We start from the raw sequence: 13,214 nt of genomic DNA on the forward strand, positions 1-13,214 counted from the left end.
CAATAGGATACTTTCATGGAAGCAATGCGTATCTTACTGGTTGATGACGTTCATTTAGAACGCATGCAACTTGCAATGAGATTGCAGCGATTAGGTCATATTGTTGAAGCGGTTAGCTCTGGGCATGAAGCCATTGAGCGATATCCTCTTTTCGATCCTGACTTATTATTGTTGGATATCAGTATGCCTGATATGAGCGGGATGGAAGTTGCTCATAAAATTCGAAGTGACCACCCTGATTGGGTGCCAATTATCTTTTTAAGTGGTCATGATGAACCTGAAATGATAGCAAAAGCAATAGATATGGGCGGGGATGATTATTTAGTCAAACCTGTAAATAAAATTGTATTGGCATCGAAACTAAAAGCAATGCAACGTATTGCTGCTATGCGTCATCAATTAAAACAAGCGACGGTGAAGTTAGAAGAAGTGAATGAACTGTTATCACAACAAGTTAATGAAGATGGGTTGACTCAGATTGCGAATAGACGTTTTCTAGATCAAAAACTGACCGAGTTTATTTCTTGGCATGGTCGGCATGAGCTTTCTCTCACTATTATCATGATTGATGTTGATCACTTTAAAGATTACAACGATTATTATGGTCACCTTGATGGTGATCGTTGTTTACAGTTAGTTTCTGGCGAGCTAAAGACTAACTTTAGTCGTGCTGGGGAATTAGCTGCACGTTATGGCGGCGAAGAGTTTGTTATTTTAGTGAGTAATTGTGATAAAACTCGAGCTGTGAAAGAGTGCGAAAGGCTTAAATCTAGTATTAATGGATTAGCAATACCACACTTTCAGTCAGCGACATCGAATATTGTAACGGTGAGCCAAGGTATGGTGTCTTGGGTGCCAACAGGGTTAGAAACGGCTGAGAAGATGTATGAGATTGTCGATAAAGTCTTGTATAAAGCTAAAGAGCAAGGGCGTAATCGTTTTGTTGCGGCTGAGTTTACATAATTGACACTGGTTTTATCTGAGCTTGAAAGTTAGCGGAGAAAGCATGGGCATAACGTAACGGGTTGTGCTTTTTTGTTTGTGAACAGTGCCTTAATATGGCAACTTTTGAAGTAAGTCTGATATTTGTTTACCTAATGATTAAATTTCCATCACTTGATCCTATCAACCCTTGTCGTTATAGCATCTCATGCTAATCTGCTAATAGACTTTGCGACTATGTTTGCTTTAAATACTCTCAATTAAACATAGAGCGATAATCATAATTAATAGGGTGAGGGAAGATCATGGATATTAACTTTTCACAAAATGAAGTGCGTGTGATTGGTTGTTTACTTGAAAAAGAAGTAACGACTCCAGATCAATACCCATTGACACTGAATGCACTCACGACAGCATGTAATCAGAAGAGCAATCGTGAACCAGTAATGGCGTTAGATGAAGCAACAGTACTCGATACTGTTGAGCAGCTAAAAGAAAAGCGTTTAATCAATGATGTTTCTAGTTTTGGTAGCCGTGTATCAAAGTTTCAACATCGTTTTTGTAATACTGAATTTGGCTCTTTAAAGTTCACGGCCCAAGAACTTGCAGCAGTTTGCGTTATGTTATTACGTGGGCCTCAAAGTGCTGGTGAAATACGTACCCGTACGAATCGTTTGTGTACGTTCAGTGACGTAAAAGAAGTTGAAGCCGTTTTAGATGGTTTAGCAGAGCATGCGAAAGGTCCTTATGTGGTTAAATTACCGCGTGAATCGGGTAAACGTGATTGCCGTTATATGCACTTATTCTGTGGTGACGTTGATATTGAAGCGTTAGCTACAGCGGCTAAATTGACTTCTCCTACTGGGCTTGCCAGTGTCAATAATGAAAGACTTGCAGAGTTAGAAGAAGAAGTGAAAGCAATGAAGCTAGAAATAGCTGAATTGAAGGAATTATTAGAATCGCTTACGTCGTAAAGAAAAGATACCTTCAACAACTATGTGGCTCGGCTTATGCCGAGCTTTTTATATTGTGTAGAGTACTATGAAAAATCAAGATGTAATACCTCCTGAGGATGTTGATAACAAGCTTGCCTCTTTAGATAATCAGCAATCAATCTGGTCGGTTTACTTGATTCGAACGGTATCTAATACCTTGTATTGTGGTGTCACAACAGATGTTCAGCGGCGCTATACTGAGCATCAATCTGGGAAAAAAGGGGCAAAGTACTTAAAAGGGAAGGGACCACTGACTCTAGCATGGTATGAAGAAGTGGGTGATAAGCGATTAGCAATGCAAATTGAATATCGTATTAAACAGCTACCTAAAATACAAAAAGAAGCGATCATTACTCAGCATTTGAATGTAAAAATGCTTATCCCCTAAAACTGCGTTTATAACAAAATTCCGTACATTACTTGCGGAATAACGTAGAATTGCTGTGCTTGGTTTAATCTTTTCTTTGAGTTACCAAATCAAACAGCGAAATCTGGTTGGTAACTATACAGACCATCAATAGTTAGCACTTTTATTTTTCAAAATACAGCTGTATTTTTGAGGTTTATTGGTGTTTATCACATTGAAAAATAGATAAAAAATGTAGTACAACCATACTGATACTATACTTATTAATATACCTGTTAGGTGTTCTTCCTATGGCACAAAAAGCCACTATTTACAAAGCTCATATCAACGTAGCAGATATGGATCGTCACGTTTACTTAGATGTACCCCATACTGTCGCTTGTCATCCATCAGAAACACATCGACGTTTAATGTTGCGTTTGTTGGCATGGGCATTAAATGCAGATGAAAACCTTACCTTCACGAAAGGGATGAGTTCGACAGATGAGCCTGATCTTTGGACGAAAAGCCTAAGTGATGAAATTGAGCTTTGGATTGACCTTGGTCTTCCTGATGAAAAACGCATCCGTAAAGCATCAAACCGTGCTAAAAAAGTGATCATTTTTGCTTATGGCAATAATGCAGCAACAGCTTGGTGGCAGCAAAACAAGAGTAAAATAACGCAGTCTGATAATATTTCTGTTATTTACATTGATGATGAAACACTCAGTCAGCTTGAATCGATTCTTGCTCGTACAATGCAGATTCAGCTAACGATTGAAAGTGAGCAAGCTTGGTTAACCTCTGGTGACACAAGTATCACTATTACCCCTGAATGGTGGCACCGCTAAACCCCCTCGCACATTTCTATTTTTGAAATATAAGTCTTGATCCCTGAATCTTACTCAATTTCTTGTTAAATTAAGTGTGTTTAAACGATGACAGTAATTGTTACTGTCATCGTCAATTCACATTCTTTATGCAATCTAGTTACTCTTATTTTATTTGCTAAATTGTCGTGAGGCTGATTTGTGTAAAGCGTATTCACGTTATTTTGAATTAAGAAGGAATCATTTATGCCAAAGCATGTACATGTTCTTGCTAAGAAAATCTGGGATTACCATCTTCTTAATCAAACATTAGAAAAAAGCGATTGTATTTTTGTTTTGTGTAGCAATGACGTAAGAGTTGCAGAGCATGCGGCGAAACTCTATTTGGCAGGCTATGCACCCTACATTGTATTTTCTGGCGGAGAAGGTGAGTTAACGAAAGGCTTATTTGGTTGCTCTGAAGCAGAGTACTTTGCTCATATTGCGGCAGATATGGGTGTCCCACTTGAAAAGATTCTTATTGAACCTCAATCAACGAATACGGGGGAGAATGTTCAATTCACTCGTGAGTTACTTGAATCAAAAGATCTGACACCCAATAAAATGATTTTAGTACAGAAGCCATTTATGGAACGCCGAACCTTTGCGACAGTCATGAGGCAATGGCCAGGAAAAGAGATCATTGTGACATCACCTAATATTACATTCGATGAATACCCAAATGAAGGCCTGTCGTATTCTGATGTGATTAACGTGATGCTAGGGGATTTACAGCGCATTAAATATTACCCGCAGTATGGTTACTCTATTGCGCAAGATATTCCTCAAGATGTGTGGAAAGCTTTTGAGTGTTTGGTTGCTCTGGGTTTTGATGAGCACCTTGTTGATGTGGCAAGCTAAACGTTGCGTTAAAGAAACACCAACACCGAGGCGATAAATTCGTTCTCGGTGCTAATTTGCATTTAATTATTTAGTTTCAATAGCTTGGGTGTAAATTACAAATGCCGCTATTGACTTACCATTTTACGAATTTCTTTTTCGCGATCTTCATCGCTCATCTCGGAAGACGGTGGTGTTACTATTCCTTTTTGGCAAGCAGGACGTTCAGCCAACTCATCAACCCAGCGTTGTAAATGAGGTAAACCTTCAATACTTACGCCGCTCCAGTCGTAAGTTCTTACCCATGGCCATGTGGAAATATCCGCAATTGAATATTCATCGCCTGCTAAGTATTTATTATTTGCTAGCTGAACATCCATGACTTCAAATAAGCGACGACTTTCATTCTGATAACGCTCAATGGCCGCTGGGATTTTTTCTGGAAAGTAGCGATAAAAGACATTCGCTTGTCCCATCATTGGTCCGACACCGCCCATTTGGAACATCAGCCATTGGATCACCTGTGAACGTTTTTTAGGTTCAGCTGGAATGAACTTACCCGATTTTTCCGCAAGATAAAGTAAGATCGCACCTGATTCAAATACGGCGAAATCATCATTATCACGATCAATAATCGCGGGAATACGACCATTAGGATTAATAGCTAGGAAATCTGGAAGCTTTTGTTCGGCAGACATCAAATCCAAATGATGAACACGGTATTCTAATCCCATTTCTTCAAGTGCGATTGAAACCTTAAAGCCATTCGGTGTTGCAGCGGTATATAGATCGATCATAACTTTAATCCCTTCTTCGTATCATTGCTGTTGTCGTTATCGTTGCTGCTTTTAGCCTTGAACGGATGCACGTTGGCTAACATGATCAAACCAATTCAAGAGGTTAGGCAATGCGTCGTCGACTTCAATTTCTAAGTTTTTAATGAAGCCACACATTACAAATGCAGTAATATCTGCCACCGAGAATTTATCACCAGCGATGTATGCAGACGTTGCGAGTTGTTTATTTAAAACCGGTAAGAAGTCGATAACTCGTTGGCGAGATTCATGCCCCCAGCTTGTTACGCACGTTTCACGATCTTCATAGATACCTGTGATATTACGGAATGCTTGAAACGCAGCATAAAGCCCTTGAAATTCGACCATACGTTGCCACATTTCAATTTTTGCTTGCTCTATTGGTGTATCACCAAAGAGTGATGTTTTTGATTGAGTGACAGAATCAAAGTAACGACAAATAGCGATAGATTCACAGATTGTAGTGCCATCATCCAATTCTAAAACAGGAATTCTTCCGTTTAAGCTGATCGCCTGAAAAGCTTCACTCAGGTTTTCTCCACCACGTATATCAATATTGACACGTTCAACATCAATCCCCATTTCTGCAAGGTAAATACTGACTCTACGAGCGCTTGGAGCGGGTGCTAATTCATAAATTTTCATGGTAAGCCTTTATCAGAACGATCGGTTAGATTATAATTTACGCAATAACAGAACGATCAGTCAAGAAAAAGATCAATAGAAAACGTAATGTGTTGTGTGAGGGGCTAAAATGGCGAGAACCAAAAATTTTGATCGTGAAGAAAAACTTATCGCCGCAATGGAGTTATTTTGGCATAAAGGCTATGCAGATACCTCGATTGCCGATCTGGTGGATCATTTAGGCATTAATCGTTTTAGTTTGTATAACGCCTATGTTGATAAAGAAACCTTGTATCACGAATGCCTTGATTACTATTTAACTCAGATTTCTTTTCCGTCTTTAACGGAATTAGGGAAGGGTGATGCAGGGTTAGAAGCGATTAAAGTATACCTTCAGCGTTTTGCTTTATTGCAAAGAGAACAACAGTGCGGCTGTTTTATGCAAAATGCGATTCTAGAGCGTGCATATAGTGATGATGAAGTACTTAATACGGGCACAATGCTCTATACCGAGTTAGATACAGCATTGGGTCAAGCATTAAAGAATGCAAAGCAGGATGGTGTAATCAGTCACAATGTGAATGTTGAACAGATGAGCCGATTTTTAGTGTTGCAAATGCAAGGAATTCGAGTGCTAGGTAAAGCACGTCAGTACGATTATATTGATGATGCAATGGTTGTATTAATCGCTATGCTAGATGCGTTACGTAATTAATAATTGTTTTCGGATTTAATTAAACACAGCAGGCAGTCTGAAAGCCTGCTGTGTTTATAACCTGAGTATATTGGTCAGAATTATGATTCAGTAAAATTACCCAGCAAATACATTATCTTCAGGGTACTTTAATAATGTTGGTTTAGGTCTTGCCAGCATGTATGCAAGTGTTAATGGACCAATGCGCCCAATTACCATCACTACAACCATTATTAGCTTCCCTGGTTCAGATAGATTGGCCGTAAGGCCAGCAGTAACACCAACTGTCGCAAATGCCGAAATAGTCTCAAACATGACCTGTTCAAACGGCGCTTTCTCAGTGATCATCAATAGAAACATTGCCGCTGTTAGAATGATCCCGCTCACAACAATGATTGCTAAGCACTTTGTAACCGTTTGGGAGGGCACCGTACGTTTAAACAGAGAAACATGATTTTGCTGACGTAAGAAAGACCAAGTTGCGACGACAGCGACAACAAAGGTTGATACCTTAATACCACCACCTGTCGAGGTTGAACCAGCCCCAATTAGCATTAGAATAATCATTATTAGAAATGCAGGTTGGGTAAGTTGACTAATATCAATACTGTTAAAACCTGCAGTACGTGCTGTTGCTGATTGGAAAAAAGCAGCAAGCCATTGATGACCCGTACTTAATGGGGCTAGAGTATTAGCATTGTTATGCTCAAGCAGCCAAAACAAAACGGTACCAATTAACAGTAAACAAGGCGTCGCAACCAGCATAATTTTTGTGTGTAATTGAAGAAATCTGAAGCCTTTATGACCATTGCGATTTAAGTCAGAAATAACAGTAAAACCAAGACCACCGCAGATAAATAGCATGGCAATGGTGATGTTTACCAGTGGGTCACTAACGTAAGACATTAAACTGTCGGAAAACAGTGAAAACCCTGCATTATTAAAGGCAGAGATAGAGTGGAATAGTGCTGAAAATAATCCTTCCTTCCAACCGAGTTCTGGTACCCATCGAAGTGCTAAGAAAAACATACCGATTAACTCTGCAATCAACACAAAAATTATAATATGTTTAACTAAGCGGCGTAAGTTTATGAATTTATCTTGCCCGAGCGCTTCTTTTGTTAATGCTTGTTGACGAAGGCTAAGGCGCAAACCAAACATGTAAAGCAAAACGGCCGAAAGGGTCATTTGCCCTAAACCTCCGATTTGCATTAGTAGCATTAAGAGGACTTTTCCGCTAAGTGTAAAGTGAGATCCTGTATCGACGACACCTAAACCTGTCACACTGATAGCAGATGTAGCTGTAAATAAAGCGTCAGTGAAACTTAGCCCTGAAATAGAAAAAAAAGGTAGAGTAAGAAGAATCGCAGATGGCAGTAAAATAGCCAAAAAGCTGAAGAAGATGATCTTAGGTTCAGACCATCGTTTACCGTGTTTGTTGGTTTTTATGGGGAAGATGGTTCCCCTATTTGGGATGATGCTCATAGGTGTCTTAGTATGTCAGTTAACTTACCTTTAGGACCCGTAATAATAAGCAAGTCACCTGTTTCTAGTTCTGTATCTGGCGAAGGGTCCTTACGTATTTCAGGACCGCGTTTCAGGGCTAGAAGCGTTGTTTCTGGTTTTATATAACAAGGGTGATTTTTTAGTTTACTGCCAAGATGTTTACAAGAGATGAGCACTTCAGCTAGTGCTATGCCACTGCCAAGATCTGCAAATTCAAAAATACGCTTATCTAGCATATTTCGAGCTATACGTATTCCCATGTCACGTTCGGGGCGTATGATTTTATCAGCCCCTATTTTAGTTAATATCTTTGCGTGGTATCTGTCTTTGGCTTTAACCCATACAGATTTTACGCCGGCTTCTTTGAGTACAAGAGTGGTTAGAATACTTGCGTTAACGTCTTCACCAATTGATACCATCACAAGATCATAATCATCTAATTTAAGTTCTGAAATTGTTTCTTCATTTGAACAGTCAGCAACGACGGCTTGCGTGGCAATATCAGCGACTTTTTTTACATTTGTTTCATTGATATCAACGGCGAGAACTTGTGCGCCTTCTTGGCTTAATTCTTCGCAAAGCGCCATACCAAAGCGACCTAAACCAATAATGGCAAATTGTTTTTGTTCAGGGCCCATATTTGTTCCTTTCAATATTTCTACAATCAAGATTCAGAGGCATTATTTAAAAAACAATAAGTTTTCGCTGAATAAGCACCTTGAAGTATCTTGGGTACGTGTAGGTGAAAAGAATAAGTGACAACGCTTTATGGGGCAACTAAAAGAGGATAATAAAAAATGGCGAGAATAAAATTCAGAATAAAACTGCAAAGGTATGAAAAGCGATCTAACAAGTACTAAAGATAAAAGTACCCGATTTATGCCATGATAAATCGAGCACTCAAGTCGCTTTTTAACCCTAGCGTATCGTATTAACTAGGGGCTGTTTACACTTTAGCTGCATCTAAGCCTTGTTGCCAGAAGGCTATTTCCATGCGCGTTGCCGTTTTGAATATCTCGCAAAGACGTTGGCCTCGAGGGCTATTCAAGTCGATATCAGCCATCATAGTATCAAGGCGATCCATACCTGCACGGGCACCCGTCTGGAATTCATCACCGCTGTATAGCTCAATCCAACTATGGTAGGGGTTACCATCAATAACAGTATCAGGATGACTTATTAATGCTTTACCAATATCAGCATAACCGATAGCACAAGGTGCAAGGGCAACATATAAATCAGTTAGATCACCAGCCATACCTGTATCTAAAACATAACGTGTATAAGCAACAGTACCAAAAGCTTCTGGCTCTGCTTCCATATCACTTTCAGTGAGCCCCCATTGTGCGCAATAGGTAACATGATGACAGGTTTCATTTTCAATTAATGCTTGTAAGCTTGGTAGCGGCGCACGCATTTCTTCAAGAGTTTGTGCTTTGTATATAGCTAATGCATAAGCACGTGCATAGTGCTTTAAAAATAGAAAGTCTTGCTTTAAATAATGCAAATAAGCGGCTTGGTTTAATTGACCATTAGCAAGCTGCATAACAAATGCGTGTTCTGTGTATTCTGTGTATTCTTGCTGGCAAGCCTGAATAAGATCCAAGTGATTCATTGTATTGTACCTTTTATCAAATGAGTATAAATAACAAACAGCTTATAGTGTTGGTACGTAATCAACCGCTTTGGGTGCTTTAGCGATGATTTTGTGTTGGTACATGAAATTTGCGAAGTTGTCATAACGTTCTAAATCAACCGCTGATGGACGAAGCGCAAAGCGAGGCAGAGTATCGCGCCATGCTCGGCGGTTTAATTCGTTATTGAGAGTGTCTGGGTTATAAGCAACGAACTCTTTCCATGCTTGATCTGGGTGGTTAATGATGTACTGAGTCGCTAGTTCAATTGCCTTATTGAATTTCTTGATTGTTGCTTTGTCATAGTTATTTTTATTGGCGACAACAATGAGTTCATCATATGAAGGTACACCGTGCTCTTCTGGGAAAAACGCTTTTGATTTGTAGCCTTCAAGCTCAAGTTGATTACTTTCGAAGTTACGTAAACCACCCCAAATAGCATCCACTTTTCCTGACGCTAAAGAAGAAGAAAGCGCCCAACCGACATTAATAATCTGAACATCTTTGTACTCAACCCCTGCCGTATTTAGCATTGTGCCGATTGTTGCTTCTTCATTACCGGCAATGGCAATACCTATTTTTTTACCTTTAAGATCTGCGAGTGAATTGATCTTATTATTATCGAGAACCATTAAGGTATTCAGTGGTGCAGCAATTAACGTTGCTGAACGGATAAGCGGTAAACCCACGGCGACATCAATAGTTAGACTTGTTTGGTAAGAAACTGCCAAGTCGACTTTATTGGCTGCCACAAGCTTGGCAGGCATGCTTGGATCGGCGGGTTCTTGAATCTCAATATTTAGCCCTTGCTCTTTAAACAGACCTTTTTCTTGAGCAATAATGATCGGTCCATGATTTGGGTTTACAAACCAATCGAGCATTAACGTCAGATCTTTTGCTGCTGCACTGAAAGTAGTGGTTGAAAGTGCGAGTGCAAGTAAGCTTTTAGATAGCGCTTTTTTCATGTTTAACGTCCTTTTTGTATTTTTATAATAAGTAATACCAATCTAAATAAGTATTTGGGTATCGACTGCTTTAAACGGGTATAAGCTGTTGTGTCTTGATGAAAAATTTATCTTCTATAAATGGATAACAATTACTGTTTTGATTGCCACGGTATTGCGCGTTTCAGCAATAGATCGGCAGCAAAGTAGAGGGTGATAGAAAATGTAGCCAAAATGAGTAACGCAGCGAACATCTCATCAATCATCATACGAGCATTTGCTTGCAGCATCAGATAGCCAAGCCCTTCACTAGAACCCACCCATTCACCGACTACAGCTCCAATAGGCGCGACAACAACCGCAACCCTGATACCAGAAGCTAAAGCGGGTAATGCAGCAGGAAGGCGCACATGGCGAAGCAATTGCCATTTAGATGCCCCCATGGTTTTTGCTAAGTCTAAATAGCCAGTAGGTGTGTGTCTTAGCCCGTCATAACAACATGTTGTTACAGGAAAGAAGATGATCAGTGCTGCCATAACAATTTTTGAAGCAATACCATAACCAAGCCATAGCATTAGAATGGGCGCGATAGCAAAAACAGGAATGGCTTGGCTCGCAATTAAAATTGGTAGTAACCAACGGCGCAGCGGGTTAAATAGCAACATTTGTAGGGCAAAGAATAGGCCCATGGATAGCCCTAATAACAAACCTAATATGACTTCAGATGCTGTAACCCAAGCATGGCTAAGCAGTACATCGTAACGTTGAATCAGTTTGTTAAAAACCGCTAATGGCCCTGGTAAAATAAAGGAGGGGAGTTCAAATACCATTACTACAGTTTGCCACAGCCCAATAATAATGGTGGCACTAATCAGTAACCGAATAACCGGGTGTGACGTTGCCTGACTAAGGGCGCTTTTTTGTAAAACTGACTGAGCTGCAAGTTGAGGGTGAGTACTTTGTAGATCAGACATAATCTTGCTCCAACCGTTCGATAATATTTTGCTGTAACCCTGCAAGTTCAGCATCAAATTGGCGAGGAGTATTTGCCGACGGTACGGGTAAATGCTGCATAACGGCTGGAGCACTGGTCATTAATAAAATCTGATGCCCTAGGCGTAATGCTTCTTGAGGATCATGAGTGATTAATAGAACCGTTTTGTTTTTCAGAAGCTGTGCGGCAAGCTTTTGAAGCTTATGCCTTGTAACAGCATCTAATGCCGAAAAAGGTTCATCCATTAAAACAACTGGTTTGTCTTGCATCAGTGTACGCGCCAAGGCGACTCGCTGGCGCATACCACCTGATAGGCTATCAGGAAAAGCGGTTACATAATCGCTGAGGCCAACATGCTCAAGCAGTTCTAAAGCACGGCGCTTGTCATCAGTATTTGGTTTCCCTTTACTGATCTTGATGCTGAAACACACGTTATCAAGTACATTTAACCAAGGAAACAGTAAATCTTGCTGTGCCATATAGGCAACCTGACAAGATAATTGCTGGTTATTATTGGTTGTTAACTGTCCTTGCCACTGCACTTCATCATCTAATAACCCTGCAAGTAAGCGTAATAGTGATGTTTTGCCACAACCACTTCGACCTAGAATACAAGTCCATTGCCCAGTAGAGAGTTGTATATTCAAGTTTTCAAATAATGTTGTTGGGTTATTGAGGTAGCGTAATTGGCAATTTGCTAAATTAACTCCAACACCTGATTTCATCATGGTATCTGTCGTCATGGTTGTTCTCACATTGGTCTGTCGAATTATGCTTCTGGGTTAAAATGACCCGCAAAGAAATGATGAACAGGACCATGCCCCGAACCTATTTCTAATTCGTCAGCATGAAAAATAGCGTGAGAAATATACCCCTTGGCGTGAGTAACAGCTTCAACGAGTGGGTAGCCTTGTGCTAAGAAAGAGGCAATAGCAGCAGAAAGAGTACAACCTGTACCGTGTGTATTACGGGTGATAATACGCTTTGTACTAAAGCGATAAACATTATCAGCTGTAATCAGAATATCGGTACTATTTTCATCTTGTTCAAGGTGGCCACCTTTTAGAAGTACTGATTTAGCACCAAGCGAGCGTAAGCCTTGAATCATTGCATCCATTTCAGCTTCATTTTCAGGTGCTTTACAGCCCAATAGTGCAGCGGCTTCTGGAAGGTTAGGGGTAATAATATCGGCAAGAGGTAACAGCACATCTTTAAGTGTCGCAATGGCATCTTGCTGCAATAATAGATCGCCACTGGTAGCAACCATAACAGGATCGATTACAAGATGTTGAGGCTGATATTGATGCAGCTTGTTAGCAACGGCTTTAATAATAATCGTGTCACTTAACATTCCGATTTTTACGGCTTTAATGTCTAAATCGCTAAATACGGCATCGAGTTGTTGTTCAACAAACGCTGGTGGAATTGGAAATATGCCAGAAACGCCCTGTGTATTTTGTGCTGTTAACGCAGTAATTGCAGAGCAAGCATAACCACCCGTTGCAGAGATTGCTTTGATGTCGGCTTGAATACCTGCGCCACCACCACTGTCAGAACCAGCAATAGTAAGAGTAATCGGTGTTTTTGATAAAGACGTCATATGTTAATCCCTAAATGGTACGCGAAGGGTTAACAGCTGCCTTGAAAGCGATGCCAAGTATGTGATTGGCAAAAGAGAAGGGCATTACTATTAGTTCCCTCCGCCAATGTTAATTGGATCAGGTTCAACGGGTCCCACAGAAGTGGTCTCAGCCTAAGGCTCCCCGACTAACAAGCTCACAACAGAAGTTAAAAGGTTCTGCTGTAATAAATTTGAGTCGATTATAGGCTGAGATAATCATCAATTACCAGCAATAAAACGGGATTATGAAGGGAAGGGCTCAATCTTTATTTACGGGGCAGCATTATTCGACTCGTACTAGGTAAGCCATAACCGATTAATGTTGATGTTCCAGTTTTCTTTTAAAGTATGTCATTTCCTAAGATTATCGAACGATATGCAAGGGATCTG

14 protein-coding genes, 1 pseudogene and 1 riboswitch are annotated in these 13,214 nt (G+C 40.1%); of the genes and pseudogenes, 6 read left to right on the forward strand and 9 right to left on the reverse strand.

The genetic code is table 11. The features are described from left to right. Positions 1 to 24: 24 nt before the first annotated feature. From C9J48_RS26045 to C9J48_RS26065, 5 genes are all read left to right on the forward strand, one after another. Positions 25 to 963 (forward strand): GGDEF domain-containing response regulator, encoded by a 939-nt coding sequence (locus C9J48_RS26045; protein WP_181320840.1) that lies wholly within the window; start codon positions 25 to 27, stop codon positions 961 to 963. Positions 964 to 1,247: 284 nt separating this feature from the next. Beyond that, entirely contained in the window at positions 1,248 to 1,916 is a 669-nt protein-coding gene (locus tag C9J48_RS26050) for a YceH family protein (protein ID WP_006229382.1), read from the forward strand. Between the two features lie 67 nt (positions 1,917 to 1,983). Continuing rightward, positions 1,984 to 2,325: a GIY-YIG nuclease family protein gene (locus C9J48_RS26055; RefSeq protein ID WP_006229383.1), complete on the forward strand. Its 342-nt coding sequence runs from the start codon at positions 1,984 to 1,986 to the stop codon at positions 2,323 to 2,325. A 269-nt stretch (positions 2,326 to 2,594) separates the two neighbouring features. Then, positions 2,595 to 3,134, forward strand: a complete 540-nt coding sequence (locus C9J48_RS26060) for a YaeQ family protein (RefSeq protein ID WP_006229384.1) — start codon at positions 2,595 to 2,597, stop codon at positions 3,132 to 3,134. A gap of 225 nt (positions 3,135 to 3,359) precedes the next feature. Further along, on the forward strand, positions 3,360 to 4,013 hold the full coding sequence (locus tag C9J48_RS26065) for a YdcF family protein (RefSeq protein WP_006229385.1): 654 nt from the start codon (positions 3,360 to 3,362) through the stop codon (positions 4,011 to 4,013). A gap of 107 nt (positions 4,014 to 4,120) precedes the next feature. Here the strand turns inward: C9J48_RS26065 and C9J48_RS26070 are convergent, their stop codons facing one another. Next, entirely contained in the window at positions 4,121 to 4,789 is a 669-nt protein-coding gene (locus tag C9J48_RS26070) for a glutathione S-transferase family protein (RefSeq protein WP_006229386.1), read from the reverse strand. Between the two features lie 51 nt (positions 4,790 to 4,840). Continuing rightward, positions 4,841 to 5,452, reverse strand: coding sequence for a glutathione S-transferase (locus C9J48_RS26075; RefSeq protein WP_006229387.1), 612 nt, complete (start codon positions 5,450 to 5,452; stop codon positions 4,841 to 4,843). 109 nt (positions 5,453 to 5,561) lie between these two features. Here C9J48_RS26075 and C9J48_RS26080 point away from each other — a divergent pair, with 109 nt between their 5' ends. Then, a complete protein-coding gene (locus C9J48_RS26080) occupies positions 5,562 to 6,146 on the forward strand; it encodes a TetR/AcrR family transcriptional regulator (protein ID WP_006229388.1) in 585 nt (194 codons plus the stop codon). 96 nt (positions 6,147 to 6,242) lie between these two features. Here the strand turns inward: C9J48_RS26080 and C9J48_RS26085 are convergent, their stop codons facing one another. From C9J48_RS26085 to thiD, 7 genes and pseudogenes are all read right to left on the reverse strand, one after another. Next, complete coding sequence (locus C9J48_RS26085) at positions 6,243 to 7,610, reverse strand: TrkH family potassium uptake protein (protein WP_006229389.1); 1,368 nt, start codon at positions 7,608 to 7,610, stop codon at positions 6,243 to 6,245. Next, positions 7,607 to 8,269 carry a potassium channel family protein gene (locus tag C9J48_RS26090; protein ID WP_006229390.1) on the reverse strand — a complete coding sequence of 221 codons (663 nt, stop codon included), beginning with the start codon at positions 8,267 to 8,269 and terminating at the stop codon, positions 7,607 to 7,609. Before C9J48_RS26090 ends, C9J48_RS26085 begins: the two co-directional genes overlap by 4 nt. Before the next feature lie 308 nt (positions 8,270 to 8,577). Then, positions 8,578 to 9,246, reverse strand: a complete 669-nt coding sequence (locus C9J48_RS26095; RefSeq protein ID WP_006229391.1) for a TenA family protein — start codon at positions 9,244 to 9,246, stop codon at positions 8,578 to 8,580. Positions 9,247 to 9,288: 42 nt separating this feature from the next. Further along, complete coding sequence (locus C9J48_RS26100; RefSeq protein WP_006229392.1) at positions 9,289 to 10,230, reverse strand: ABC transporter substrate-binding protein; 942 nt, start codon at positions 10,228 to 10,230, stop codon at positions 9,289 to 9,291. Between the two features lie 131 nt (positions 10,231 to 10,361). Further along, positions 10,362 to 11,099 (reverse strand): annotated as a pseudogene (locus C9J48_RS26105) (ABC transporter permease); the annotation flags it as partial. A 76-nt stretch (positions 11,100 to 11,175) separates the two neighbouring features. Then, the gene (locus C9J48_RS26110) at positions 11,176 to 11,931 is read right to left on the reverse strand and encodes an ABC transporter ATP-binding protein (RefSeq protein WP_036802963.1); all 756 of its coding nucleotides are present in this window, start codon (positions 11,929 to 11,931) and stop codon (positions 11,176 to 11,178) included. Positions 11,932 to 11,972: 41 nt separating this feature from the next. Then, on the reverse strand, positions 11,973 to 12,803 hold the full coding sequence (gene thiD / locus C9J48_RS26115; RefSeq protein ID WP_006229395.1) for a bifunctional hydroxymethylpyrimidine kinase/phosphomethylpyrimidine kinase: 831 nt from the start codon (positions 12,801 to 12,803) through the stop codon (positions 11,973 to 11,975). A gap of 78 nt (positions 12,804 to 12,881) precedes the next feature. Then, positions 12,882 to 12,979: riboswitch (TPP riboswitch) on the reverse strand. Positions 12,980 to 13,214 lie beyond the last annotated feature (235 nt).

The sequence above is a fragment of the Photobacterium profundum genome, from assembly GCF_003026285.1.
Lineage (GTDB): Bacteria > Pseudomonadota > Gammaproteobacteria > Enterobacterales > Vibrionaceae > Photobacterium > Photobacterium profundum.

Coding starts and splice junctions, on each gene's coding strand:
- C9J48_RS26045 (WP_181320840.1), top strand. CDS start 25: ATGCGTATCTTACTGGTTGATGACGTTCATTTAGAACGCATGCAACTT.
- C9J48_RS26050 (WP_006229382.1), top strand. CDS start 1,248: ATGGATATTAACTTTTCACAAAATGAAGTGCGTGTGATTGGTTGTTTA.
- C9J48_RS26055 (WP_006229383.1), top strand. CDS start 1,984: ATGAAAAATCAAGATGTAATACCTCCTGAGGATGTTGATAACAAGCTT.
- C9J48_RS26060 (WP_006229384.1), top strand. CDS start 2,595: ATGGCACAAAAAGCCACTATTTACAAAGCTCATATCAACGTAGCAGAT.
- C9J48_RS26065 (WP_006229385.1), top strand. CDS start 3,360: ATGCCAAAGCATGTACATGTTCTTGCTAAGAAAATCTGGGATTACCAT.
- C9J48_RS26070 (WP_006229386.1), bottom strand. CDS start 4,789: ATGATCGATCTATATACCGCTGCAACACCGAATGGCTTTAAGGTTTCA.
- C9J48_RS26075 (WP_006229387.1), bottom strand. CDS start 5,452: ATGAAAATTTATGAATTAGCACCCGCTCCAAGCGCTCGTAGAGTCAGT.
- C9J48_RS26080 (WP_006229388.1), top strand. CDS start 5,562: ATGGCGAGAACCAAAAATTTTGATCGTGAAGAAAAACTTATCGCCGCA.
- C9J48_RS26085 (WP_006229389.1), bottom strand. CDS start 7,610: ATGAGCATCATCCCAAATAGGGGAACCATCTTCCCCATAAAAACCAAC.
- C9J48_RS26090 (WP_006229390.1), bottom strand. CDS start 8,269: ATGGGCCCTGAACAAAAACAATTTGCCATTATTGGTTTAGGTCGCTTT.
- C9J48_RS26095 (WP_006229391.1), bottom strand. CDS start 9,246: ATGAATCACTTGGATCTTATTCAGGCTTGCCAGCAAGAATACACAGAA.
- C9J48_RS26100 (WP_006229392.1), bottom strand. CDS start 10,230: ATGAAAAAAGCGCTATCTAAAAGCTTACTTGCACTCGCACTTTCAACC.
- C9J48_RS26110 (WP_036802963.1), bottom strand. CDS start 11,931: ATGATGAAATCAGGTGTTGGAGTTAATTTAGCAAATTGCCAATTACGC.
- thiD (WP_006229395.1), bottom strand. CDS start 12,803: ATGACGTCTTTATCAAAAACACCGATTACTCTTACTATTGCTGGTTCT.